This window comes from Streptomyces sp. 351MFTsu5.1, from assembly GCF_000383655.1.
In the GTDB taxonomy this organism is placed as follows: Bacteria; Actinomycetota; Actinomycetes; order Streptomycetales; family Streptomycetaceae; genus Streptomyces; species Streptomyces griseorubiginosus.
On record NZ_KB911789.1, the window covers coordinates 234138 to 257299 of the forward strand.

18 protein-coding genes, 2 rRNA genes and 1 pseudogene are annotated in these 23162 nt (G+C 70.8%); 8 read left to right on the top strand and 13 right to left on the bottom strand.

Translation table 11 applies throughout. The annotated features are described in order from the left end of the window. Positions 1-108: 108 nt before the first annotated feature. The gene (locus tag H295_RS0130160) at positions 109-774 is read right to left on the bottom strand and encodes an HAD family hydrolase (protein WP_020139072.1); all 666 of its coding nucleotides are present in this window, start codon (positions 772-774) and stop codon (positions 109-111) included. Between the two features lie 77 nt (positions 775-851). After that, positions 852-1367, bottom strand: coding sequence for a DUF6912 family protein (locus H295_RS0130165; protein ID WP_020139073.1), 516 nt, complete (start codon positions 1365-1367; stop codon positions 852-854). Between the two features lie 321 nt (positions 1368-1688). Between H295_RS0130165 and H295_RS0130170 the strand changes: the two genes are divergently transcribed. Continuing rightward, positions 1689-2390 carry an Rv3235 family protein gene (locus H295_RS0130170; protein WP_020139074.1) on the top strand — a complete coding sequence of 234 codons (702 nt, stop codon included), beginning with the start codon at positions 1689-1691 and terminating at the stop codon, positions 2388-2390. A gap of 169 nt (positions 2391-2559) precedes the next feature. Here H295_RS0130170 and secA read toward each other — a convergent pair whose 3' ends face one another. Next, positions 2560-5400 (bottom strand): preprotein translocase subunit SecA, encoded by a 2841-nt coding sequence (gene secA, locus H295_RS0130175; RefSeq protein WP_020139075.1) that lies wholly within the window; start codon positions 5398-5400, stop codon positions 2560-2562. Positions 5401-5671: 271 nt separating this feature from the next. Between secA and H295_RS0130180 the strand changes: the two genes are divergently transcribed. Together H295_RS0130180 and H295_RS0130185 are read left to right on the top strand one after the other, a co-directional pair. Further along, entirely contained in the window at positions 5672-6244 is a 573-nt protein-coding gene (locus tag H295_RS0130180; RefSeq protein WP_020139076.1) for a GNAT family N-acetyltransferase, read from the top strand. Positions 6245-6322: 78 nt separating this feature from the next. Then, complete coding sequence (locus tag H295_RS0130185; RefSeq protein WP_020139077.1) at positions 6323-7516, top strand: winged helix-turn-helix domain-containing protein; 1194 nt, start codon at positions 6323-6325, stop codon at positions 7514-7516. Here the strand turns inward: H295_RS0130185 and H295_RS0130190 are convergent. From H295_RS0130190 to mtnA, 8 genes and pseudogenes are all read right to left on the bottom strand, one after another. Beyond that, the gene (locus tag H295_RS0130190) at positions 7502-8248 is read right to left on the bottom strand and encodes a response regulator (protein WP_020139078.1); all 747 of its coding nucleotides are present in this window, start codon (positions 8246-8248) and stop codon (positions 7502-7504) included. The genes H295_RS0130185 and H295_RS0130190 overlap by 15 nt on opposite strands. Before the next feature lie 200 nt (positions 8249-8448). Further along, on the bottom strand, positions 8449-9141 hold the full coding sequence (gene hpf, locus H295_RS0130195; RefSeq protein WP_020139079.1) for a ribosome hibernation-promoting factor, HPF/YfiA family: 693 nt from the start codon (positions 9139-9141) through the stop codon (positions 8449-8451). Positions 9142-9452: 311 nt separating this feature from the next. Beyond that, positions 9453-9587 carry a hypothetical protein gene (locus H295_RS48450; protein WP_267974098.1) on the bottom strand — a complete coding sequence of 45 codons (135 nt, stop codon included), beginning with the start codon at positions 9585-9587 and terminating at the stop codon, positions 9453-9455. 545 nt (positions 9588-10132) lie between these two features. Continuing rightward, positions 10133-10790, bottom strand: a pseudogene (locus H295_RS48080) (ComF family protein); the annotation flags it as partial. 328 nt (positions 10791-11118) lie between these two features. Then, positions 11119-12963: an LpqB family beta-propeller domain-containing protein gene (locus tag H295_RS0130205; protein ID WP_020139081.1), complete on the bottom strand. Its 1845-nt coding sequence runs from the start codon at positions 12961-12963 to the stop codon at positions 11119-11121. Further along, positions 12953-15019: an MtrAB system histidine kinase MtrB gene (gene mtrB, locus H295_RS0130210; protein ID WP_028809880.1), complete on the bottom strand. Its 2067-nt coding sequence runs from the start codon at positions 15017-15019 to the stop codon at positions 12953-12955. The genes H295_RS0130205 and mtrB overlap by 11 nt, the downstream gene beginning before the upstream one ends. A 1-nt stretch (position 15020) precedes the next feature. Further along, positions 15021-15710, bottom strand: a complete 690-nt coding sequence (mtrA, locus tag H295_RS0130215; protein ID WP_187283109.1) for a two-component system response regulator MtrA — start codon at positions 15708-15710, stop codon at positions 15021-15023. 124 nt (positions 15711-15834) lie between these two features. Further along, positions 15835-16983 carry an S-methyl-5-thioribose-1-phosphate isomerase gene (gene mtnA / locus H295_RS0130220; RefSeq protein ID WP_028809881.1) on the bottom strand — a complete coding sequence of 383 codons (1149 nt, stop codon included), beginning with the start codon at positions 16981-16983 and terminating at the stop codon, positions 15835-15837. 140 nt (positions 16984-17123) lie between these two features. Between mtnA and H295_RS0130225 the strand changes: the two genes are divergently transcribed. From H295_RS0130225 to H295_RS0130245, 5 genes are all read left to right on the top strand, one after another. Further along, positions 17124-18515: a glycerophosphoryl diester phosphodiesterase membrane domain-containing protein gene (locus H295_RS0130225; RefSeq protein ID WP_020139084.1), complete on the top strand. Its 1392-nt coding sequence runs from the start codon at positions 17124-17126 to the stop codon at positions 18513-18515. A gap of 64 nt (positions 18516-18579) precedes the next feature. Further along, positions 18580-19284 (top strand): DUF4129 domain-containing protein, encoded by a 705-nt coding sequence (locus tag H295_RS0130230; protein WP_078616784.1) that lies wholly within the window; start codon positions 18580-18582, stop codon positions 19282-19284. Then, entirely contained in the window at positions 19281-20483 is a 1203-nt protein-coding gene (locus H295_RS0130235; protein ID WP_020139086.1) for a DUF4350 domain-containing protein, read from the top strand. The genes H295_RS0130230 and H295_RS0130235 overlap by 4 nt, the downstream gene beginning before the upstream one ends. Next, entirely contained in the window at positions 20483-21472 is a 990-nt protein-coding gene (locus tag H295_RS0130240; RefSeq protein ID WP_020139087.1) for an AAA family ATPase, read from the top strand. Before H295_RS0130235 ends, H295_RS0130240 begins: the two co-directional genes overlap by 1 nt. Then, on the top strand, positions 21472-22782 hold the full coding sequence (locus H295_RS0130245) for a DUF58 domain-containing protein (RefSeq protein ID WP_020139088.1): 1311 nt from the start codon (positions 21472-21474) through the stop codon (positions 22780-22782). The genes H295_RS0130240 and H295_RS0130245 overlap by 1 nt, the downstream gene beginning before the upstream one ends. 94 nt (positions 22783-22876) lie before the next feature. Here the strand turns inward: H295_RS0130245 and rrf are convergent. Next, positions 22877-22993 (bottom strand): 5S ribosomal RNA (gene rrf / locus H295_RS0130250). 69 nt (positions 22994-23062) lie between these two features. Then, positions 23063-23162: ribosomal RNA gene (locus H295_RS0130255) — 23S ribosomal RNA — on the bottom strand; the annotation flags it as partial.

Consider the following 23162-nt stretch of genomic DNA (forward strand, 5'->3'; position numbering starts at 1 on the left):
AGCGGAGGGCACAGCGGCGTAGCCGCGTGAAACCCACCCCGGGCTCACGGCACCCCGAGCACAGCTCAGAGACCGGCACTGGCACCGGCACCACCCGGCGCCCACCCGTCACGCCGCTATTCGCTCGGCCTCCGCCACCGCCTCCGCCAGGGTGTCCACCACCGGCACCCCCACGCCCTCAAGACTGGCCCTGCTGTGCGACCCCCCGGTGTACAGCACGGCCCGCGCCCCCACCCGCATCGCCGCCACGGCATCATCCGCGGCGTCCCCGATCACCACGGTCCGAGCCGCCTCCACTCCCACCAGCGCGGCGAGGTGCCGCTCCATGTGCTCCGCCTTGCTGCCGCCCGAGGGCCCGGTCCGCCCGTCCACCCGCAGGAAGTGCGCCTCGATCCCGAACCCGCGCACCAACGGCACCAGTTCGTCGTGCACGTACATGCTGAGGATCGACTGGCTGCGCCCGGCCGCCCCCCACCCCGTCAGCAGCTCCACCGCCCCGTCGGTCAGCCGGCACGCCACCCGGTGCTCGGCGTAGTACCGATGGAAGGTCTCGTCCATGACCTCCCACTCGGCATCGGTGGGCAGCCGCCCCAGCAGCCGCTCGTAGAACTTCGGCACCGGCACGCAGTACAGCGCCCGGTACTGCTCCATCGTGATCGGCGCCAGCCCCAGCTCGCCGAACGCCGCGTTCGTCGCCCCGATGATCGCGTCATTGTCGTGGAACAGCGTGCCGTTCCAGTCCCAGACGATGTGCGCCCCTGTCGTCTTCCCCATGCCAAAAACGTACCCGCCCCCACTGACAATCAAGAGACCAGCAGGTCACAGCGGGCAAAACCGGCCGGAGAGCGGGCTCAGCCGCCCCATCCGACCAGGTGGGGAATCTCCTGCGTCGCGTACCACAGCAGTTCGTGGTCCTCGGCCCCGTCCACGACGAACTGCGCGTCATCGTCCCCGCCGTCCGCCGCCGCCAGCGCGTCCACGGCGGCGGTGACGTCCTCCTCCGCGTCGTCGGAGTCGACGTGCACCGCGGCGGCCTTGGCGAGCTTCACCGTCCCGGCGACCCGCACCTCCCCGAGCGCCGTGGGGTCCAGCGCCCGGTCGGGGTCGGCGACCGCCGCCCCGTCGGCCACGTCGACGGCCACCACGACCCGGCGCCGCACGGCCCCGGCGTCCGCCGCGAGCAGCCGCAGCGAGGCGAGCGCGGCCCGGTTCAGTGCCGCGTACTCCAGTTCCTCGATGTCGTCGGAGAGGTACCACTCACGCAGGGCGGGTGTGACGGCGTAGGCGAGGAGCGGCTCGGCCCCCAGCTCACCCGTCTTGTACGCCTCGGCGAGACCGGGGAGGGTCAGGGGGACGTAGACGCGCATGGCTGGCCGCTTTCGTGGTCGGAGAACGTGGTCGTGGAACGCGGTCGGAGGGGCTCCGCGAAGGCCTTCAGGATACGTGCGGGCGTCCCCTTTCGAGTCCCTGCCCGGACTCCGTGAGGCGTCCACCCCCGTCCCGGAATTCACCCGACCCACCCCCGTGATCACGGGCCTCCACCCCCTCGCACCACCCTGATAGGTGAAGATTCCTGCCGTCCGACCCGGCTCTCGGCTTCCTTGCCGTCGCGGCCAGCGGCCCCGTACAAGATCCCCAAGCACGAAGTTACCGCCCGGTACTTTCCGGGCCCGCAGAACGGGGATCCCATGAACAAGGTCATGACCAGGGCCCAGCACCGCTCCGGCACCCGCCCGCCGGCCCGCCACGACTCCCGCCGCCCCGCCGGGGGCCCACCGCGCACACCCGGCGGCAGCACCACCCGGACGTCCCCGGGCGACGGCCGCCCGCCGGGCTCCCCCGGCAACGGCGCCCGCCCCCGCACGAGGCCCACGGACAGCCGCCCCCAGGGCACCCCCACGCGAGCCGCCACGTCCCCCACGACCCGTCTCACCGCCACCCCGGACATGGCCTCCGACGCCGCCCCGGACGTCCGCTCGGACGTCTCCTCGGACCGCATCCCTCTCGTTCCGCCCCAGACCCCCCGCCGACCCCACGTCCCCGTCCCCCGCCCCCGCCCCACCGATCTCTTCGCCGACCTGCTCCTCGCCGTCCTGAGCGGTCAGCGCCCCGTCCACTCGATGCTCCGGCACACCGCGGGCCGTGCCTACGACGAACTGGCCTGGCTGGCCGAACGCGGCCCCCTGCGCACCCGCGGCTCCCGCCCCGTCGTCCGCGACATCGGCTACTACGTCCCCCGCCAGGGCGCCGTGGAGGCCTTCGCACGCATCGGCGCCGGCGACCAGCTGCGCGCCATGGCCTTCCGCCTGGAACAGGGCCAGGACCTCCGCTGGCGCTGCACAGCGGTCGAACTGGGCGGCCCCCGGGCTCCCCGCCCGGACGACGACTGACGGCCGCGGAGAAACCCCGGGAAGCCCTTGAAGGCACCCATGCCCCGCCGGCCGGGCACCCGGCAGCGACCCCCCTCACGCTCACCGCACGCCGAAGGGCCGGGCACCCTCAGGTGACCCGGCCCTTCCACCGCCACAGCGCCCCCGGGCACCGCGGCGTCAGACTGAACTACTTCTTGCGCCGCCCCCGGCCGCGGGACTGCTTCCTGCGCTCCGCGCGCGTGAGGCCGTCCGCCTCGGAGCGCACCGGCTCGTCGTCGTCGGCGAACTCGCCCTCGACGACACCGCCCTCGCCGTCCACGGTCGGCGCGGAGAAGTGCAGGTCCCGGCGCTGCGGAGCGTCGAGTCCCTTGGCCCGGATCTCCGGACGCGCACCGGCCTGCGCGGGCACCGCGTCCTTCTTGTCGAGCGACGGCACGGTGTCCTCGACCGGGACCTCCTCGACCTGCTGCTCGACCTGGACCTCCAGGTTGAACAGGTAGCCGACGGACTCCTCCTTGATGCCCTCCATCATGGCGGTGAACATGTCGAAGCCCTCGCGCTGGTACTCGACCAGCGGGTCCTTCTGGGCCATCGCACGAAGGCCGATGCCCTCCTGGAGGTAGTCCATCTCGTAGAGGTGCTCGCGCCACTTGCGGTCCAGGACCGACAGCACGACCCGGCGCTCCAGCTCACGCATGATCTCGGAGCCGAGCTGCGTCTCACGCGCCTCGTACTGCTCGTGGATGTCGTCCTTGATGGACTCGGAGATGTACTCGGCGGTCAGACCCGCGCGGTCGCCCGCCGCGTCCTCCAGCTCCTCGACGGTGATCTTCACCGGGTAGAGCTGCTTGAAGGCGCCCCACAGCCGGTCGAGGTCCCAGTCCTCGGCGAAGCCCTCGGCGGTCTCCGCCGCGACGTACGCGTCGATGGTGTCGTCCATGAAGTGGACGATCTGCTCCTGCAGGTCCTCGCCCTCCAGGACGCGGCGGCGCTCGCCGTAGATGACCTCGCGCTGCCGGTTGAGGACCTCGTCGTACTTCAGGACGTTCTTACGGGTCTCGAAGTTCTGCTGCTCGACCTGCGACTGGGCGGACGCGATCGCGCGCGTGACCATCTTGTTCTCGATCGGCACGTCGTCCGGGACGTTCGCCATCGACATCACGCGCTCGACCATCTGGGCCTTGAACAGGCGCATCAGGTCGTCGCCGAGGGAGAGGTAGAAGCGGGACTCGCCCGGGTCGCCCTGACGGCCGGAACGACCGCGCAGCTGGTTGTCGATACGGCGCGACTCGTGCCGCTCGGTGCCGAGCACGTAGAGGCCGCCGAGTGCCTCGACCTCTTCCTTCTCGGCCTTGACGGCCTGCTCGGCCTTCTCCAGGGCGGCGGGCAGGGCCTGCGCCCACTCCTCGATGTGCTCCTCGGGGTCGAGGCCGCGCTGGCGCAGCTCCGCGTCGGCGAGGTCCTCGGGGTTGCCGCCGAGCTTGATGTCGGTACCACGGCCGGCCATGTTCGTGGCGACGGTGACCGCGCCCCTGCGGCCCGCCTGGGCGACGATCGTCGCCTCCCGGTCGTGCTGCTTCGCGTTCAGCACCTCGTGCTGGACGCCGCGCTTGGACAGCTGCTGCGAGAGGTACTCGGACTTCTCGACCGACGTCGTGCCGACGAGGATCGGCTGGCCCTTCTCGTGCTTCTCGACGATGTCGTCGACGACCGCCTCGAACTTCGCGACCTCGGTGCGGTAGATCAGGTCCGACTGGTCCTTGCGGATCATCGGGCGGTTCGTCGGGATCGGGACCACGCCGAGCTTGTAGATCTGGTGGAACTCGGCGGCCTCGGTCATCGCCGTACCGGTCATGCCGCACAGACCGGGCTGTTCCTTGCCGTTGTGGTCGTGGCGCTTGTAGAGGCGGAAGAAGTTCTGGAGGGTGATCGTGGCGAGGGTCTGGTTCTCGTCCTTGATGTCCACCCCTTCCTTCGCCTCGATCGCCTGGTGCATGCCCTCGTTGTAGCGGCGGCCGGCGAGGATACGGCCGGTGTGCTCGTCGACGATCATGACTTCGCCGTCCATGACGACGTAGTCCTTGTCCTTCTTGAAGAGCTCCTTCGCCTTGATGGCGTTGTTCAGGTAGCCCACCAGAGGGGTGTTCACCGACTCGTAGAGGTTGTCGATGCCCAGCCAGTCCTCGACCTTGCTGACGCCGGACTCGTGGATGGCGACCGTGCGCTTCTTCTCGTCGACCTCGTAGTCGCCGGTCTCCTCGATGCCCTTGAGGGGGTTGCCCGCCTCGCCCTTCTTCAGGCGCAGGACCAGCTTGGCGAAGTCGCCGTACCACTTGGTGGCCTGGTCGGCCGGGCCGGAGATGATCAGCGGCGTACGGGCCTCGTCGACGAGGATGGAGTCGACCTCGTCGACGATGGCGAAGTTGTGGCCGCGCTGGACGAGTTCGTCCTGGGACCAGGCCATGTTGTCGCGCAGGTAGTCGAAGCCGAACTCGTTGTTCGTGCCGTAGGTGATGTCGCACGCGTACTGCTCGCGGCGCTGGGCCGGCGTCATGTTGGCGAGGATGCAACCGACGCTCAGGCCGAGGAACTTGTGGACGCGGCCCATCATCTCGGAGTCGCGCTCGGCCAGGTAGTCGTTGACCGTGATGAGGTGGACGCCCTTGCCGGAGATCGCGTTCAGGTACGCGGGCAGGGTGCCGACGAGGGTCTTGCCCTCACCGGTCTTCATCTCGGCGACATAGCCGAGGTGCAGGGCGGCGCCGCCCATGATCTGCACGTCGTAGTGGCGCTGGCCGAGGGCGCGCTTGGCACCTTCGCGCACGGTGGCGAACGCCTCGGGCATCAGGTCGTCCAGGCTCTCACCGTCGGCGTACCGCTGCTTGTACTCGTCGGTGAGGGCCCGCAGCTCGGCGTCGGAGAGGTCGACGAAGTCCTCTTCGATGGAGTTGACCTGGTCCGCGATGCGGTGCAGCTTGCGCAGGATCTTGCCTTCGCCTGCACGCATGATCTTCGAGAGGACGGACACGGGGGTTGGTCTCCTTGCCGGTCGGGCCTGGGACGGTCGGTTTCCATTTCACTTACTGAGCAACGGCCATCGTATGCGAGGACACCGCCAGGCCGGGAGGCCTGCCGGGTACGCCGACTGTCAGCATCTTCAAATCTGCTTCAAAGGTGACAACGGACGAGGAACGCCGATGGTGCCGCGCCCCGCTCACGAATTGCGCGAATTGTGATGGTCCGCTCACTCACAGCTAAACCGATGGCGCCTCCACCGAACACCTGAGCAGAATCAGCCGATGGAGCCCGTAACCCTCACGACAGACCGCCTGCTGCTGCGCACGCCCGGCCCGCAGGACACCGAAACCGTGCTCGCCGCCGTCCAGGATCCCGACATCCTGCGCTGGACGACCATCCCCTCGCCGTACCTGCCCGAGCACGCCCAGGGCTTCACCGAGCAGCTGGTCCCGCAGGGCTGGGCGGACGGCACGATGTTCACCTGGGGTCTCTTCCTCCCCGAAGGGGAGGACCTGGTGGGCATGCTGGGTCTGACCATGCGGGGGTCGGCCACGGCCGAGATCGGCTACTGGGCCGTCAAGGAACACCGCGGCAAGGGCTACGTCACCGAGGCCGTCCTCGCCGCCTCCCGCTGGGCCGTCACCGAGCTGTCCGTCGACCGCGTGGAGTGGCGCGCCGAAGTGGGCAACGAGCCCTCCCGCGCGGTGGCCGAGCGCGCCGGCTTCGTCGTCGAAGGCGTCATGCGCTCCGGCATCGCCCACGAGGGCATCCGCCGGGACTGCTGGATCGGCGCACTGCTCCCCTCCGACCTGGGCCTGCCGTCGACCGCGCAGTACCTGCCGGCGCCCCGGTGACCCCGCTCCGCTGACCCCGCCTCGGCGAATCCGCAGGTCGCCTCGCGCTGTCAGTGCCTGCCTCTATCGTTCCGACCCATGACGACCCCGCGTCCCACCACCGACCTCTCGGCCGACGAGGCCCGTCGTATCGTGCTGCGCGCCCAGGGCTTCCTGGGCTCTCCCGACCGGCGGGCCGGAGTCCGTGGCGTCCTCCGCCACCTCGGCGCGGTCCAGCTCGACACCATCTCGGTGCTCGCCCGCTCCCACGAGCTGATCCCGTACGCCCGTCTCGGCGCGGTGGGCCGCAGAACGGTGGAGGACGCCTACTGGACCACCGCCTCCCCCGGCGCGCCACAGCCGCGCCCCCACGCCTTCGAGTACTGGTCGCACGCGGCCTGCATCCTCCCCATCGAGGAATGGCCCCACTTCGCCTTCCGCCGCCGCGCCTACCGGGCCCGCCCGCACTGGAACCACCAGCTCCCCGAGGGCACCTACGACCAGGTCGTCAAGCAGCTCCGCACCGAAGGCCCCCTCACCGCCACGGAGTTGGGCGGCGCGAAGAGGACCAGCGAGTGGTGGGACTGGTCCGGCACCAAGGTCGCCGTCGAACGCGCCCTGATGTACGGCGAGGTGGTCTGCGTGGAGCGCCGCGGCTGGAAGCGGGTGTACGACCTCGCCGAGCGCGCCGTCCCCGCCGACCTGCTCCATGACGAGCTGGACGACACCGAGTGCGTGCGCCGCCTGGTCCGTCTCGCGGGCCAGTCCCTGGGTGTCGGCACCCGCGCGGACATCGCCGACTACCACCGCCTGAAGGGCGAACAGGTCGATGCGGTGATCGCCGACTCCGGCCTGGTACCGGTGACCGTCGAGGGCTGGGGCAAGCCGGCCTGGGCCGACCCCGCGGCCCTGGAGACGCCCCCGCGCGGCCGCCACCGCACCACCCTGCTGTCCCCGTTCGACTCCCTGATCTGGGAACGCGCGCGCACGGAGCGGATCTTCGGCTTCACCCACCGCCTGGAGGCCTACGTCCCCAAGCCCAAGCGGATCCACGGCTACTTCGCGATGCCGGTGCTGGCCGGTGGCCGTCTGGTCGGCCGCGTGGACCCGGCCCGCGAGGGCGGCACGCTGGTGGCCCGGCAGGTCACGCTGGACGGCCCGAAGGCGGTCCCGGCGGTGGCGCAGGCCCTGGCCGAGGCGGCGAGCTGGGTGGACTGCGCGGACGTACGCGTGGAGCGGGTGGACGCCCCGGAGCTCCGCGAGCCCCTCGTGAAGGCGCTAGCGGATCTCTAGGATCTTCTCGCGCATCGCGTAGACGACGGCCTCCATCCTGGAGTGCAGCTGAAGCTTCTCCAGGATGTTGCGCACATGGTTCTTCACCGTGTTCTCGGAGATGAACAACTCCTTGGCGATGTCACGGTTGTTCATCCCGGTGGCGACGAGCTTGAGGACTTCCAGCTCCCGGTCGGTCAGCCGCGGCGCAGGCACCAGCCGGCGCTCGTCGGTCCGCTGGATCATCGACTTGAACTCGGTGAGCAGCTTCGACGCCATGGAGGGGCTGATCTGCGACTGCCCGTCGGCCACCGCGCGGATCGCGGTGGCGACCTCGTCCGTGGAGATCTCCTTGAGGAGGTATCCGGTCGCGCCGGCCTTGATCGCGTCGTAGAGGTCGGCTTCCTCGTCGCTGATCGTCAGCATGATGATCTTGGCGCTGGGTGCCACCTCCTTGATGGAGGTGCAGGCCTCGATGCCGCCCCGCTTGGGCATCCGCACGTCCATCAGAACGATGTCCGGCAGCAGGTCGGCGGCCTTGTCCACGGCCTCCGCGCCGTCGCCCGCCTCGCCGACGACCTGGATGTCCTCCTCGGCCGCGAGCACGATCTCCAGTCCCCGCCGGAAGAGCGCATGGTCGTCGACGACCAGGACCCGGATGGGTTCCTTGCGTGGAGAGCCCGCGTCCGCGCCCATGTCGTCGACGCCGTCGTCGGCGCCCTCGCCGCGCAGCGGTCCGAAGCTGTCCGCCATCGTTCCTCCCCCTGAAGGCTGTGGCTGGTTCGTGCCATCGCCAACCCAAGGCAACGACCCACCGGTTGGGCCGGTACGGCCATGATTTCATGCCCGGACGACAGTGAGATGACAGAGCGAGGCGCGAAACGGTCGCACGCGGGTGCCCCTGGGGGCGCACACGCGCTCCAGGGGCACCCGTCAGCTGTCATCCGGGAGGGTCAGCTCCCCGTCGTGCCACCGGGCGCGGGAGAGTGCGCCCGGGCGACCATCGGGTCCGTGCTCAGGTGGATGACGCCGTAGTCGTAGGCGTGCCGCCGGTAGACGACACTCGGTTCCTTGGTCTCGGAGTCGACGAACAGATAGAAGTCGTGCCCGACCAGTTCCATCTCGTAGAGCGCCTGGTCGAGAGTCATCGGGGAGGCGACGTGGGTCTTCTCGCGGACGATCAGGGGGCCTTCGCCCTTGATCTCCAGCGAGCCGATCCTCTTGGTGGGTACGCCCTCCGGCTCGTCCTCGTGCACGGGGTGACCGTTGCCGTTGAGGGTCGCCGCGTCCGGGACGTGGTCCGGGACCTCGGCCGCCGTGAGCCGGCGTGCGCCGCGCCGCGTGTGGCGCTTGTCGTGCTGCTTGCGCAGCCTGGCGTCCAGCTTCTCCGCTGCCAGGTCGAGTGCCGCGTACGGGTCGCTGGCTGCCGCTTCCGCCCGGATCACCGGACCGCGGGAGCGGAGCGTGATCTCCACTCGGTCGCAACGGTCGGCCTGTCGGGGGTTCGGCTCCTTGGACACCTCGACGTCGAGGCTGATCACCTTGCCATCGAGCTTCTGGATCTTCTCCAGCTTCAGCTTCTCGGCCACGTGCTTGCGGAACCGCTCGGGCACCTCGGTCTTGCGGCCCTTGACGACGATGTCCACGCAGAACTCCGTTCCCGGATCGCTCCGCCTCGATGCGGAGCATCTCCCTTTTGCACCAAGCTCCGGTGAGCCCCGGAACCTCGGACTCGGTGACTTCCACCTCCTCCCCCGCGGGCAAGATCTCCATTCCACCGGCGCGGGTGATGATGGAAATCCCGCGGCACGGCATTCGGATTAGTGAGGTGTGGCCTGCGCCTTTCTCTCACAACCGAACATATCTCGCCCGGACGGATGTCGTCACCCTCTACCGCGGCGTACCTCCGTTCAGGTGAATTGGCCCTCTCACAACCTGCAACGATGCAACTTCACAGTCAGTTCCGGTTTATCTCGGAGGAATCCGGCGAGGCCGCGACCACAGCCGCGCAGATCAGGTCACGGACGCCACCGGCGTCCGCCGCACCCTGGCAGCGCTCCCGGGCCGCGTCCTCCTCGGTCCCTGCGATCATCCGGTCCCTCATGTTTTCCCGTGTTGCGGCCGTGTACACGAGGCTCGCCCCGTCACTCCCGCATCCACCCACTCCCCGCACCTTGCGATCCCCGCTCGGCCCCTGCGTCCGTCCACCGTGGCTCGCACCTGCCCCGGGTCGCCCGGGAGCGGGCAGCTCACCCGACTCCGTCTGTCCTTGATCAGCCCGCTCATCCCTCACCGCCTGCCCACGAAGATCCCGCGCATCCCTCACCGCCCTCGCCCGCTCCCGCCAGCCGTCGATGGCCGCCTGCGCGTCAGCACTCCACCTCTCCGACTCCGACTGCCGACGGCCGGCCTCCGCCCCCGGCTCGGACTGCCACAGCTCACCGCGTCCGCCCCTCCTGTCAGGTCCTCCGACAACCCCCTGTTGCCGTTGATCACGGCGCCCCGCCGCCATCTGTTCATCACGAGACCAAGCCTGTTGGCCACGAGGGCCGGCCCACCCCTCGCGAACCCCGAGCCCGCGCTGTTCCCCACGCACCCCGGCCCCCGCACTCCGGTACCCCAGCCGTTCCCCCTCCCTTGCCTCCCTTACCGCCCGGGCCGCCTCCGCCAAGGTCGCCCCCGTCGTCATCAGGTCGTCGACCAGCACGACCAGTCCTTGGGACAGCAGTCGCCCGCCGCCCGGCACCACGGTCAGCGCACCGGCGAGGTTGTCCATCCGCTGACGGGAGTTGAGCCCCGACTGGTCGGCCACGCCCCTCCGCTGCCGCAGTACGGCCACCACTCGCGCCGGCATCCCCGCCCGCCGCAGTTCTCCCGCCGCCGCGAGGGCGATCCGCCGGGCCGGGTCATGCCCCCGGGCCCGCACGGCCCGCCGCGCGGACGGCACAGGGACCAACAGCACCCGCCCCCGGACCGCTCCCTCGTCGCCCGTCTCGCACACCTCCCGCACCCCGGCCCACACAGCTCCCGCCAGCGCCGAACCGAGCGGCCCCGCGAGCCCCAGAGCGCCCCGCTCCTTGTGCGCCAGCAGCACCGCCCGCACCGCATCCGCATACCGAGCCGCCGCATGCACGACCGGCAGTCCGGGCGGCTCCGGCACCGGTCGAACCCGGCGCGGTGCGGCCCCTTCCAGGGCGGCACGGCACTCAGGACAGAGCGCCGTGCGAGGCCTCCCGCAGCCTCCGCACTCGGCCGGCAGCACCAGATCGGTGAGGTCCTGCCACCACCCCCACATGCCCACCACTGTGCCAACACGGGAGCCGGCCGACCACCCCTGTGGAAAACCCCCTGTGGAAAACCCCGCCATCTATCCGAACAGCAGTTCCCACATCAAATGCCGACCCCATACAACGAATTACCCCCGCCTCTCAGCGCCCCCGCCATTCGGCCTCCGAAGGACGAGCACCCGGAATCCATCCGCCGTCATCGAATCCGCCCCACCACCCCCACACACAACAAAAGCGGCCGCCCCCACCAGGGCCTCCCCCGGCAAAAGCAGCCGCTCCCCACAACACGCTCCCGCGAACGGGCACCGTCACCGTGGCCCGGTCACCGCGACCCCGTCACCCCGGATACACCGGCGCCGTCCCGTCCGCATCCACCTTCTGCCACTGCGCCCCCGCCGGCAGCCGTACGATCCCGTCCTCCGAGTACGCGGCCAACGGCACATCGTCGTCCTCCGACGCGGCGACCTCCTTGACGCCCGTCAGCGCGGCCGGCGGCGGGCCCTCGGGCGTGGATCCGTCGACCTGGACGTACCGCGTCTGCTGCACTCCGCCCTGCTCCCGCCCGACCACCACGAGCCTGCTGTCGCCGGCCCAGGACATGGTCGTGACCTCCTCCAGATCCGGCGTGGTGGAGCGCAGTTCCCGCACCGACACGCTCCGCGCGTCGCCGATCCTGCCCTCGCGCTCGATCCGCCCCACGTACAGCGACTGCTTGCCACCCTTCTGCACGACGAGCGCGATCCGCACCCCGTCCGCCGCCACCCGCAGGTCCTTGATCCGCCCGTCGAGCCCGGGAGTCTCCACCTTCAGCGGTTTGCCCGCGCCCTCCTTGAACAACAGCAGCCGCGGATCGGCGGGATTACGGTCGGCCACCCACAGATCGCCCTCGATGTCCCAACTGGGCGTGGTCAGCCGGTCCTCGGCCGCCTTGCCGCTGCTGACCAGCACCGGGTCCCCGAGCGAGCCGCCCGACACCAGCGACCCGACGTACAGCGACCTGCCGTCGAGAGAGACACCGGCGGCCATGTGCTCGTCCCGCGAGACGGCCACCGACCGCAGGTCCTTGTCGCCGTCGCCGAGCGCACCGGGCACCGGCACCGGCTCGGCCTTCGTGTCGCCGCCGGCCGGAACCGCGGGCATCCGAACCAGCCGGTGCTCACCGTTCACGAAGTACAGGGACACCGGCTTCTCCACCGAGCCGCGCTGGGCAACGCCGTTGGCATCGTCCCCGTCGGCGGAGCACAACGGCCTGCGGTCGGCCTGCAGTTCGACCGTCTCCACGGCCGGCGCGAGGTTCTGCAAGGTGAACAGCAGCTGAGCCGCCATGGCTCGACACCGGTCCGAACTGACGTGCCCAGCCTTGTCGTTGAGCGGCACGGTCAACGCACCCCGGTCGTCGGGGGTCAGCGACGACGTCCCCTTCTGGAGGGCGGTACCCGTGGGAAAGCTCGTCCTGACGACGGGGTCGAGCCACCGCGTCGGCCCGTTGAGCAGCGAGCGCACCACCTGCGTGACGGGATCCACCCGCTCACGCACATACACCGGGTCGGCGACGGCCACCGTCTGCGGAACGGCCGGCGCCTTGGCCTCCGAAGCGAAGTAGTACTTATTGACGGCCACGTAGTTGCGCTGGAAGTCCGACTTCCCCATGACAACACCCTGGGGAGGGCTGTCGATCCGCCACTGCTTGGTCTTCTTGTCCTGCACCAGGTGCACGGTCTCCCGGTACTGCCCGGACGTCGGCGCGTACGACTGCTGCGCGTCCACGACGGCCACCTTGGTGCCGATCAACGTGAACCAGGTGCCGTCGGCCTGCTCCCGGTCGGCGGGCCGCACGATGTCGGCGCCGGGCCCGTCGTCGAGCACCGTGGTGGACAGGCCCGGCTCCCACTTCTTCTGCGCGGCCGGGGTCAGATACTTGCGGGCCGTCTCATAGTTGGGATCGTCGCTGGTCAGCGCCTCGAGGAAGCCCTGGACGATGTCCGTGGGCTCGGCGTCCTCCTGCGGCGGCATCGCGAAGACCCGCACCGGCGTGTCCTGCCGGGGCGTGGAGTCCACCCCGCGCAGATCACCGCTGTCCGGCATGGAGGCGCACCCCGCCAGCAGTACGACCCCGCACGCGGCGTACGCCACCGCGCGCCCCGGCGTGCGCCGGCCGCTCCCTTCGCGGTCAGCGTCCACGGAAGGCCTCCCCCTGCTGTTTGTACGACTCCTGCGAGCCGTCGTTCGAACGGCTCGCGCCCTCACCGCCCTCCGCGGTGGACGCGCCGTCCTGCCGGCGCCCGCTCGATGCGGGCCGCGGCACCACGCGGGAGCCGTTGCCGGGCAGCGCGGTCGGGTCGGCCGTAGGTGTCGCGGCGCCTGTCCGCGGCGCTATCGGATCCCGTGAGGTCACCTGGCCGCTCGTCGGCTGGACCGGCACGGTGGCCGCCTTGTCCGCGCCCCCGCGCGGCAGACCGGCGTCGTCCAGTCCACGGTTGCGTCGCGAGTCCTTGGGCTCCAGCGGTATCGGCGAGCCCCTGAGCGGCTCGTCGGCCGTCCTGGGCAGCGTCAGCCGGAACTGCGAACCGCCGCCCGGCTCACCCCACGCCTGCAGCCAGCCGCCGTGCAGCCGCGCGTCCTCCAGGGCGATGGACAGCCCGAGGCCGGTCCCGCCGGTGGTACGCGCGCGTGCCGGGTCGGCTCGCCAGAAGCGGCTGAACACGCGGGTCGCCTCGCCGGGCTTGAGTCCGACGCCGTAGTCGCGCACGGCGACCGCGACCGCCCCGCCGGCCGCCGCCAGCTTGACCAGGACGTCCTTGCCCTCGCCGTGCTCAACGGCGTTGACCACGAGGTTGCGCAGCACCCGCTCGACCCGCCGGGCATCGGCCTCCGCGACGACGGGCTGCTGATCGCCGAGCACCCGGATCGTCGTGCCCTTGCGCTCGGCGAGCGGCTCGGCCCCGCCGACCACCCGCCGCACGACCTCCCTGAGGTCTATCGGCTCCGCCTCCAGCGCCGCCGCGCCCGCGTCGAAGCGACTGATCTCCAGCAGATCCGCGAGCAGCGTCTCGAACCGGTCCAGCTGGTCCGCGAGCAGTTCCGCCGACCGCGCGGTCATCGGATCGAAGTCCTCACGCGCGTCATGGATGACGTCCGCGGCCATCCGTACGGTCGTCAGCGGCGTCCGCAGCTCGTGCGACACGTCCGACACGAACCGCCGCTGCATCCGCGACAGGTCCTCCAGCTGCTGGATCTTCAGCTGGAGGTTCTGCGCCATCTTGTTGAAGGCCTCACCGAGGCGCGCGATGTCGTCCTCACCGGTGACCTTCATCCGCTCCTGGAGCCGCCCGGCGGACAACCGCTCCGCGATCCCGGCCGCCATCCGCACCGGCGTGACGACCTGCCGCACCACGAGCCAGGCGATGGCTCCGAGGAGTACGACGACGAAGAGCCCGGCGGTCGCCAGGGTGCCCTTGACCAGGCTGAGCGACTTCTCCTCCTGCGTGAGCGGGAAGAGGTAGTACAGCTGGTACGGGTCCCCGTTGGGGTCGTTGACCTGCTTGCCGATGACGAGGGCAGGCTGGGACTCCTGGCCGGTGTCGTAGTTGATGCGGGTGTAGCTCTGGGCGGCGGTCGTGCTCTGGTCGACCTTGGCGCGCAGGGCCTCGGGCACGCTGGCCGTCGGGTCGACGTCGCCGGAGGCGCGCGGTCCGCGCCCGCTGCCGCTGTCCCCGCCCACAGGCAGGGTGACCACGTCGAAGGCGCCCTGACCGCCGCTGGAGAGCGAGTAGACGAGGTTGCTCATCCACTCGATGACGAACTGGTCGGACTGGTCGTCGGCCGCCGTGGCCGCGTCGTCGGTCCCGGCGCCCGCCTCGTCCGCCTTCTGCTTGGCCACCGCGAACCCGCCGGTGGCCTGGCTCTGCGAGGCCTTGACCTTGGCGTCGAGCAGGCCGTTGCGCACCTGCCCGATGACGACGAAGCCCAGCAGCAGGACCACACCGAGCGACATCAGCAGGGTCGTGGCGACGACCTTGAGCTGGATGTTGCGCCGCCACAGCCGCATCACGGGCAGCAGCGGCCGCCGCACCCAGCGCATGAACAGCCTCAGGACCGGGCTGCCCTGGACTCCGCCCTGAAGCAGCCCGCCCTCGAGGAAGCGTCCCCAGCGGGAACCCGCCGGCTTCCGCCCGACAGGCCGCCCCGCATTCGCCCCGGTCCGCCCGGGTGACGAAGCGGCACTGTCTCCGGACATGTCAGCTGGGCCCTGCCTTGTAACCCACACCACGGACGGTCACCACGATCTCCGGCCGCTCCGGGTCCTTCTCGACCTTGGAGCGCAGCCGCTGTACATGCACATTGACGAGCCGGGTGTCGGCGGCGTGCCGATAGCCCCACACCTGCTCGAGCAGCACCTCACGCGTGAACACCTGCCACGGCTTGCGCGCGAGCGCGACCAGCAGGTCGAACTCCAGCGGCGTCAGCGCGATCGACTGCCCGTCCCGCTTCACGGAGTGCCCGGCCACGTCGATGACCAGGTCCCCGATGGCGAGCTGCTCGGGCGCCGGCTCCTCCGACCTCCGCAGCCGCGCCCGGATGCGGGCCACGAGCTCCTTCGGCTTGAACGGCTTCACGATGTAGTCGTCGGCACCGGACTCCAGTCCCACGACGACATCGACGGTGTCGCTCTTGGCCGTCAGCATCACGATCGGCACCCCGGACTCCGCCCTGATCAGGCGGCACACCTCGATGCCGTCCCGACCGGGCAGCATCAGGTCCAGCAGCACCAGATCCGGCTTGGCCTCACGGAACGCGGCCAGCGCCTTGTCGCCGTCGGCTACGAAAGACGGCTCAAAACCTTCACCACGCAGCACGATGCCCAACATCTCGGCAAGTGCGGTGTCGTCGTCGACGACAAGGACTCGTCCCTTCATAAACGACATCATCCCATTCTCGTAACAGTGACCGGGGCGCTGGTGAGAGAGGTCACTGACCTGTGACGATAGTCGTATGGGGTCGCTACTGTCTGCGCTTCGCGCCTCGGCGGACCAGGTCGTCCCCGTTCCTCGATCAGCTGATCGTCACCTGCCGGGACCTGGCACACAGCTCAGCAAGGGCCTCAGCAGTCACCGGCGACACCACACCCTCCTCCGTGACGATCGCCGTCACCAGCTCCGGCGGTGTCACATCGAAGGCCGGGTTGTACGCCTGAGTACCCAGCGGGGCCAGCGGAATCCCGCCGCCCGCGCCACCTCCCGCCACCGGGACCTGCGGCGCCGCGATCTCGGTGACCTCGTGCCCGGCCCGCTGCTCGACCTCGATCGACGCGCCGTCCGGCGTGTCCGGATCCACCGTGGTCAGCGGTGCCACCACGATGAACGGCACATGGTGATACCGCGCGAGCACCGCGAGCGGATAGCTCCCCACCTTGTTCGCCACCGAGCCGTCGGCCGCGATCCGGTCCGCACCGATCAGCACCGCGTCCACCTCCCCGGCCGCGAACAGCGAACCCGCCGCGTTGTCCGTCAGCAGGGTGTACGCCATCCCGCTGCGCGCCGCCTCGTACGCCGTCAGCCGGGCGCCCTGGAGCAGCGGACGGGTCTCGTCCACCCACAGCCGCCGCAGCCGCCCCGCCCGGTGCGCCGCGAGAGCCACCGCGAACGCCGTGCCCTCGCCGCCGGAGACCAGCGACCCGGTGTTGCAGTGCGTCAGGATCCGGTGCCCGCCGCCCGGAAGCAGCTCGTCCAGCAGCGTCAGCCCGCGCTCGGCCATCGCCGAGCTGGCCGCCGCGTCCTCCTGGTGCAGCGCCCGCGCAGCCGCCAGCGCCGCTGCGGCCGCCTGCGCCTGATCGCCGCTCCTGGCGAGCTCCGCCCGGTACGCGGCCTCCGCCCTGCGCACCCCGACCCCCAGGTTCACCGCGGTGGGACGCGCCCCGGCCAGCACGGCCGCCGCCTCGTCCACGTCGTACCCGCGCGCGGCGGCGAGCGCGACCCCGTACGCCCCCGCGATCCCCAGCAGCGGCGCCCCGCGCACAGCGAGCGAACGGATCGCCTCCACCAGCACGGACGCGTCCGTGCAGACCAGTTCCACCTCCTCGGCCGGCAGTCTCGTCTGGTCGAGAAGCACCAATACAGGACCTTCGGGTGGCTCTTCCCAGCGGATCGCCGGTATCTCGGTGGGCTTGCTGTCCTCGCCGGTTTGCACGTACTGATCAGCCATGCCGTCAGTCTGCCCCTTGTCCCGCGGAGTATTGAAGGTGTGCAGCCCCTACCGCGGCTGGTCCTTCGCCGAGCACCCCATGACACGATGACTGCCAACCTGCCGCCGCGACCGCGGACGGGCACCGTGAAGGAGCGACGATGAACGACACTCCGGGTTGGGCCTCGCCCGGATCCGCCCCGTCCGACGGGCACGAGCCCGGCACGTCCGGCCCCACCGAGCCCACCGACACGAAGCCCGGCGAGACGGCTGCCGCCAACGGCGCGGCGAAGCCGACCACGGCCTCCGACACAGCGCAGCCCACGCAGCAGCCCTCGGACACCTCGCAGGACCCCGGCGCGAAGTGGTCCCAGGACCAGCCGCCCGCCGCCCAGTGGTCCGCCCCCACCGGCCCCACCGCTCCGGGCCAGGCCCCTCCCCCGCCTCCCGCCCCCGGCGGCTGGGGATCCCAGCCCCCCGCCGGCCCGCCCGGAGGCCAGGGCCCGCAGCCGGGCTGGGGCGGCGGCTACGCCGGTCACCCCGGATACGGCGGCTGGGGCGGCCCCCCGCCCGCGGCCAAGCCCGGCGTGATCCCCCTGCGCCCGCTCGGCGTGGGCGAGATCCTCGACGGCGCGGTCTCCACCATGCGCACCTACTGGCGCACGGTCCTGGGCATCTCGCTGACCGTCGCGGTCGTGACCCAGGTCCTGGTCATCCTGCTCCAGGGGTTCGTCCTCAACGACAACGCCGGCTCCGAGGCCCTCAGCGACCCGAGCGCCAGCGCCGACGAGGTGACGCGCGCCCTGGGCGAGACCATGGTCAGCACCACGGTCGTCTTCCTGATCTCCCTGATCGGCACGATCGTCGCGACCGCACTGCTCACGACGGTCACCAGCCGGGCCGTGCTCGGCCGCCCCGTCACCACCGGTGAGGCCTGGCGGGACGCCCGCCCGCAGGTGCCCAGGCTGTTCGGTCTCATCTTCCTGCTGCTGCTCATCACCTTCGGCGTGATCACGGTCGGCGCCCTGCCCGGCATCCTCGTGGCCCTCGCGGGCTCCGAGGGCGGCGGTATCGCCCTCGCCGTCCTGGGCATCCTCGGCGCGAGTGTCGTGGCCGTGTGGCTGATGATCCGCTTCTCGCTGGCCTCGCCCGCGCTGATGCTGGAGAAGCAGACCATCGTGAAGTCGATGAGCCGCTCCACGAAGCTGGTCCGCGGCTCCTGGTGGCGGGTCCTCGGCATCCAGCTGCTGGCCGGGATCATCGCGAACATCGTCGCGGCGATCGTGGTCCTCCCCTTCACCTTCCTCGCCGCAGCCCTCAGTGGCGACGGCGTCGGCGGCTTCGTCAACGGCACCGGCGATCTCGGCTGGACGTTCCTCATCATCAGCGGCATCGGCTCGGTGATCGGCTCCATGATCACCTTCCCGATCTCGGCGGGCGTCACCGTGCTCCTCTACATCGACCAGCGCATCCGCCGCGAGGCCCTCGACCTCGAACTGGCCCGCGCGGCCGGTGTGCAGGGCTACAGCACCGGCGCCACTCCCGGGAGCTGATGAGGTGAACCTGCCGGGGGGAGTGCTCACTTCGCTGCGCGCCGGAAACAGCTCGGTGCTGTCCATGGCACGGTCCGGCGACGAACCACCGCTGACGACCCCGCGCGACCCTGCGCGGGAGGCGGCCCGCCGCGAGCTGGCCAAGCGGATGTACCACGAGAACGACCCCAGCTGGTTCCAACGTGCCCTCAACGCCTTCTGGGACTGGGTGAGCAAGCTGTTCGACGCCGCCTCGTCCGCGACACCGGGAGGTGCGCTCGGCCTGGTCGTCGTCATCGCCGTCGTCCTCCTGGTCGCCGGCGCCCTGTGGTGGCGCCTGGGCACCCCCGGCCGCGATCCCAGCTCCTCCGCCGCCCTGTTCGACGACCGCCCCCGCAGCGCCGCCGACCACCGCGCGGCCGCCGAGGCCCACGCCGCCCAGGGCCACTGGAACCAGGCCGTCCAGGAACGCATGCGCGCCATCGTCCGCTCCCTGGAGGAACGCGCTCTCCTCGACATCCGCCCCGGCCGCACCGCGGACGAGGCCGCCGCGGAAGCGGGCCGCTCCCTGCCCTCCCACACCGACCGACTGCGCTCAGCGGCCCGGGACTTCGACGACGTCACATACGGCGGCCGGTCCGCGACCGAGCAGTCGTACCACCGCATCGCCGACCTCGACCGCGACCTGGAACGCACCAAGCCGGTACTCGCGCACGACGCGAGCGGCACGAGCACCGCGAACACCAGCCACAGCGCGGACCAGCACGCCCGCCAGGGAGCCGTCGAATGACCGCCGAGGCCACGCTCCCGTCCACCTCGGCCTCGCCCACCACGCGCCAGGTGTGGACCCGCGCGCGGGGCGTCGTCCTCGCTGTCGTGATCCTCGTCGTCGCGGCCGTGGTGATCGCGGCGATCCGCTCCACGGAACGCCACGGCAGCCTCGACCCCCGCTCCGCCGACCCCTTCGGCAGCCGGGCCGTCGCCGAACTCCTCGCCGACCGGGGCGTCGACACCCGCGTGGTCACCACCCTGGACAAGGCCCGCGCCGCCACCGGCCCCGACACCACCCTCCTGGTCGCCGTACCCGACCTCCTGACGCACCGCCAGCAGAGCCAACTGCGCTCCGCCACCGCCGACTCCGACGGCCGCACGATCCTCGTCGCACCCGGCAGCTGGTCCGTCGAGCGCCTGGCACCCGGCGTCGTGGCCGATCCCGCCACCAGCCTCGACTCGACGCTCTCCCCCGACTGCGCCCTCCCTGCCGCCCGCCGTGCGGGCACCGCCGACACCGGCGGCATCCGCTACACCGTCACCCACCCCGGCAACGACGAGTGCTACCCCAGCGACCGACTGCCCACCCTGGTGCGCGTCCCGGCGGCCTCCGGGGACGGCGACACCGTCGTGCTCGGCGCGCCCGACATCCTCTACAACGACACCCTCGACAAGCAGGGCAACGCCTCGCTCGCCCTGCAACTCCTCGGCTCCCGCCCCCATCTGGTCTGGTACCTCCCCTCGCTCTCCGACTCCTCCGCCGCCGACCCGAATGCGGAGAAGAGCTTCCTCGACCTGCTCCCCTCGGGCTGGCTCTGGGGCACACTCCAGCTCTTCTTCGCGGCAGCCCTCGCCGCCCTGTGGAGGGCACGCCGACTCGGCCCCCTCGTGCCCGAAAAACTCCCCGTGGCGATCCGCGCCTCCGAAACCGTCGAAGGCCGCGCCCGCCTCTACCGCAAGGCCAACGCCCGCGACCGCGCGGCCACCGCTCTTCGCTCCACCACCCGCACCCGCCTCGCCCCCCTCGTCGGCGTCCCCGTCACCCAGGCGCACGCACCCGAAGCCCTGCTCCCCGCCCTGTCCGCCCACCTCCGAACCGAAGGCGACGGACAGCCCCTGCACTCCCTGCTCTTCGGCCCGCCGCCCAGCGACGACGCAGCCCTCATCTCCCTAGCCGACCAACTCGACGCCCTCGAAAGAGAGGTACGCCGTTCATGATGGACCCGACCACTGACAACGCCGGGACCACCGGGGACCCGGACAGCGCCCGGGCCTCCCTGGAAGCCCTGCGCGCCGAGATCGCCAAAGCCGTGGTCGGCCAGGACCCCGCCGTGACCGGTCTCGTCGTCGCCCTCCTCTGCCGCGGACACGTCCTACTAGAAGGAGTCCCTGGAGTCGCCAAAACGTTGCTCGTCCGCGCCCTCGCATCCGCGCTGGAACTCGACACGAAGCGCGTCCAGTTCACCCCGGACCTCATGCCGAGCGACGTGACGGGCTCCCTGGTCTACGACACCCGCACCGCCGAGTTCTCCTTCCAGCCCGGCCCGGTCTTCACCAACCTCCTCCTGGCCGACGAGATCAATCGCACCCCGCCCAAGACCCAGTCGTCCCTCCTGGAGGCCATGGAGGAGCGCCAGGTCACGGTCGACGGCACACCCCGCCTCCTCCCCGACCCGTTCCTGGTCGCCGCGACCCAGAACCCGGTGGAGTACGAGGGCACCTACCCCCTCCCCGAAGCCCAGCTGGACCGTTTCCTCCTCAAACTGACGATCCCGCTCCCCTCCCGCCAGGACGAGATCGACGTCCTGACCCGCCACGCCGAGGGCTTCAACCCCCGCGACCTCAAGGCCGCCGGCGTACGCCCCGTAGCGGGCCCGGCCGACCTCGAGGCCGCGCGGGCGGCGGTCGCCAAGACCACGGTCTCCCCCGAGATCACCGCCTACGTCGTCGACATCTGCCGCGCCACCCGCGAGTCCCCGTCCCTCACCCTGGGCGTCTCCCCGCGCGGCGCCACGGCCCTTCTGGCCACCTCGCGCGCGTGGGCATGGCTCACCGGCCGCGACTACGTTATCCCCGACGACGTGAAGGCCCTGGCCCTCCCCACCCTCCGCCACCGCGTGCAACTCCGCCCGGAGGCCGAAATGGAAGGCGTCACTCCCGACTCCGTCATCAACGCGATCCTCGCCCACGTCCCGGTCCCCCGCTGATGGCCCTCACCGGACGAGCCGCCCTTGTAGCAGCCCTGGGCTCCCTGCCCATCGGCATCTGGGAACCCAGCTGGACGGGCATCCTCGCGGTCAACGCCCCCTTGGCGGTGGCCTGCGCCTGTGACTTCGCCCTCGCCGCTCCCGTACGACGGCTGGGCCTGACCCGCTCCGGCGACACCTCCGTCCGCCTGGGCGAGACCGCAGACGTCACCCTCACGATCACCAACCCGTCAGGCCGCCCCCTCCGCGCCCACATCCGCGACGCCTGGCCCCCCAGCAGCTGGCAGCCGGGCACCGAGGTGGAAGCATCCCGCCACCACCTCACGGTCCCCGCCGGCGAACGCCGCCGCATCACCACGCGCCTACGCCCCACCCGCCGCGGCGACCGCCAGGCCGACCGGGTCACGATCCGCTCCTACGGCCCTCTCCGGCTCTTCTCCCGCCAGGGCACCCACAAGGCCCCCTGGACGGTCCGTGTGCTGCCCCCGTTCACCAGCCGCAAGCACCTGCCCTCCAAGCTGGCCCGCCTGCGCGAACTCGACGGCCGCACAAGCGTTCTCACCCGCGGCGAAGGCACGGAGTTCGACAGCCTGCGCGAGTACGTCCCGGGCGACGACACCCGCTCCATCGACTGGCGAGCCACCGCCCGCCAAAACGCCGTCGCCGTACGCACCTGGCGTCCCGAACGCGACCGCCACATCCTCTTGGTCCTCGACACCGGCCGCACTTCAGCAGGCCGAGTCGGCGACGCCCCCCGCCTCGACGCCTCCATGGACGCAGCCCTGCTCCTGGCCGCCCTCGCCTCCCGCGCAGGCGACCGCGTGGACCTCCTCGCATACGACCGCGGAGTACGCGCCCTGGTTCAGGGCCGCACGGCAAAAGACCTGCTTCCCTCCCTGGTCAACGCGATGGCTCCCCTCGAACCCGAACTCGTCGAGACGAACGCCCGAGGCCTCACAGCCACAGCTCTTCGTACGGCGCCTCGGCGCTCCCTGGTCGTGCTGCTCACGAGCCTCGACGCCGCACCGATCGAGGAAGGGCTGCTTCCGCTCCTCCCTCAGCTCACACAGCGCCACACAGTTCTTCTGGCGTCAGTGGCGGACCCCCATATCGCCCGCATGGCCACCGCCCGTGGAAACACCGAGGCGGTCTACGAAGCCGCTGCCGCCGCCCGGGCCCAGACGGAACGTCAGCGCACGGCCGAACAACTCCGTCGGCACGGGGTCACTGTCGTCGACGCCACCCCCGACGACCTGGCGCCGGCACTGGCAGACGCGTATCTCGCCCTGAAGGCTGCGGGACGCCTGTAAACAAAGAAGGGGGCGCACGACGCCCCCTTTGAAAACAGCACACTAAACGCAGAAAGGCCCACACCATAAGGTGTGGGCCTTTCCATCAAAAGGAGTTCGGCGGTGTCCTACTCTCCCACAGGGTCCCCCCTGCAGTACCATCGGCGCTGTAAGGCTTAGCTTCCGGGTTCGGAATGTAACCGGGCGTTTCCCTCACGCTATGACCACCGAAACACTATGAAATTAGACCGGAAAAGACACGGTCGTTGCCTCAGAACTAACACAGTGGACGCGAGCAAATATGGACAAGCCCTCGGCCTATTAGTACCGGTCACCTCCACCCATTACTGGGCTTCCAGATCCGGCCTATCAACCCAGTCGTCTACTGGGAGCCTTAACCC

Excerpts from the sequence above, each read along its gene's own strand:
- H295_RS0130160 (WP_020139072.1), bottom strand. The coding sequence starts at position 774 with ATGGGGAAGACGACAGGGGCGCACATCGTCTGGGACTGGAACGGCACG.
- H295_RS0130165 (WP_020139073.1), bottom strand. The coding sequence starts at position 1,367 with ATGCGCGTCTACGTCCCCCTGACCCTCCCCGGTCTCGCCGAGGCGTAC.
- H295_RS0130170 (WP_020139074.1), top strand. The coding sequence starts at position 1,689 with ATGAACAAGGTCATGACCAGGGCCCAGCACCGCTCCGGCACCCGCCCG.
- H295_RS0130180 (WP_020139076.1), top strand. The coding sequence starts at position 5,672 with ATGGAGCCCGTAACCCTCACGACAGACCGCCTGCTGCTGCGCACGCCC.
- H295_RS0130185 (WP_020139077.1), top strand. The coding sequence starts at position 6,323 with ATGACGACCCCGCGTCCCACCACCGACCTCTCGGCCGACGAGGCCCGT.
- H295_RS0130190 (WP_020139078.1), bottom strand. The coding sequence starts at position 8,248 with ATGGCGGACAGCTTCGGACCGCTGCGCGGCGAGGGCGCCGACGACGGC.
- H295_RS48450 (WP_267974098.1), bottom strand. The coding sequence starts at position 9,587 with ATGATCGCAGGGACCGAGGAGGACGCGGCCCGGGAGCGCTGCCAGGGT.
- mtrB (WP_028809880.1), bottom strand. The coding sequence starts at position 15,019 with ATGTCCGGAGACAGTGCCGCTTCGTCACCCGGGCGGACCGGGGCGAAT.
- mtrA (WP_187283109.1), bottom strand. The coding sequence starts at position 15,710 with ATGATGTCGTTTATGAAGGGACGAGTCCTTGTCGTCGACGACGACACC.
- mtnA (WP_028809881.1), bottom strand. The coding sequence starts at position 16,983 with ATGGCTGATCAGTACGTGCAAACCGGCGAGGACAGCAAGCCCACCGAG.
- H295_RS0130225 (WP_020139084.1), top strand. The coding sequence starts at position 17,124 with ATGAACGACACTCCGGGTTGGGCCTCGCCCGGATCCGCCCCGTCCGAC.
- H295_RS0130230 (WP_078616784.1), top strand. The coding sequence starts at position 18,580 with ATGGCACGGTCCGGCGACGAACCACCGCTGACGACCCCGCGCGACCCT.
- H295_RS0130235 (WP_020139086.1), top strand. The coding sequence starts at position 19,281 with ATGACCGCCGAGGCCACGCTCCCGTCCACCTCGGCCTCGCCCACCACG.
- H295_RS0130240 (WP_020139087.1), top strand. The coding sequence starts at position 20,483 with ATGGACCCGACCACTGACAACGCCGGGACCACCGGGGACCCGGACAGC.
- H295_RS0130245 (WP_020139088.1), top strand. The coding sequence starts at position 21,472 with ATGGCCCTCACCGGACGAGCCGCCCTTGTAGCAGCCCTGGGCTCCCTG.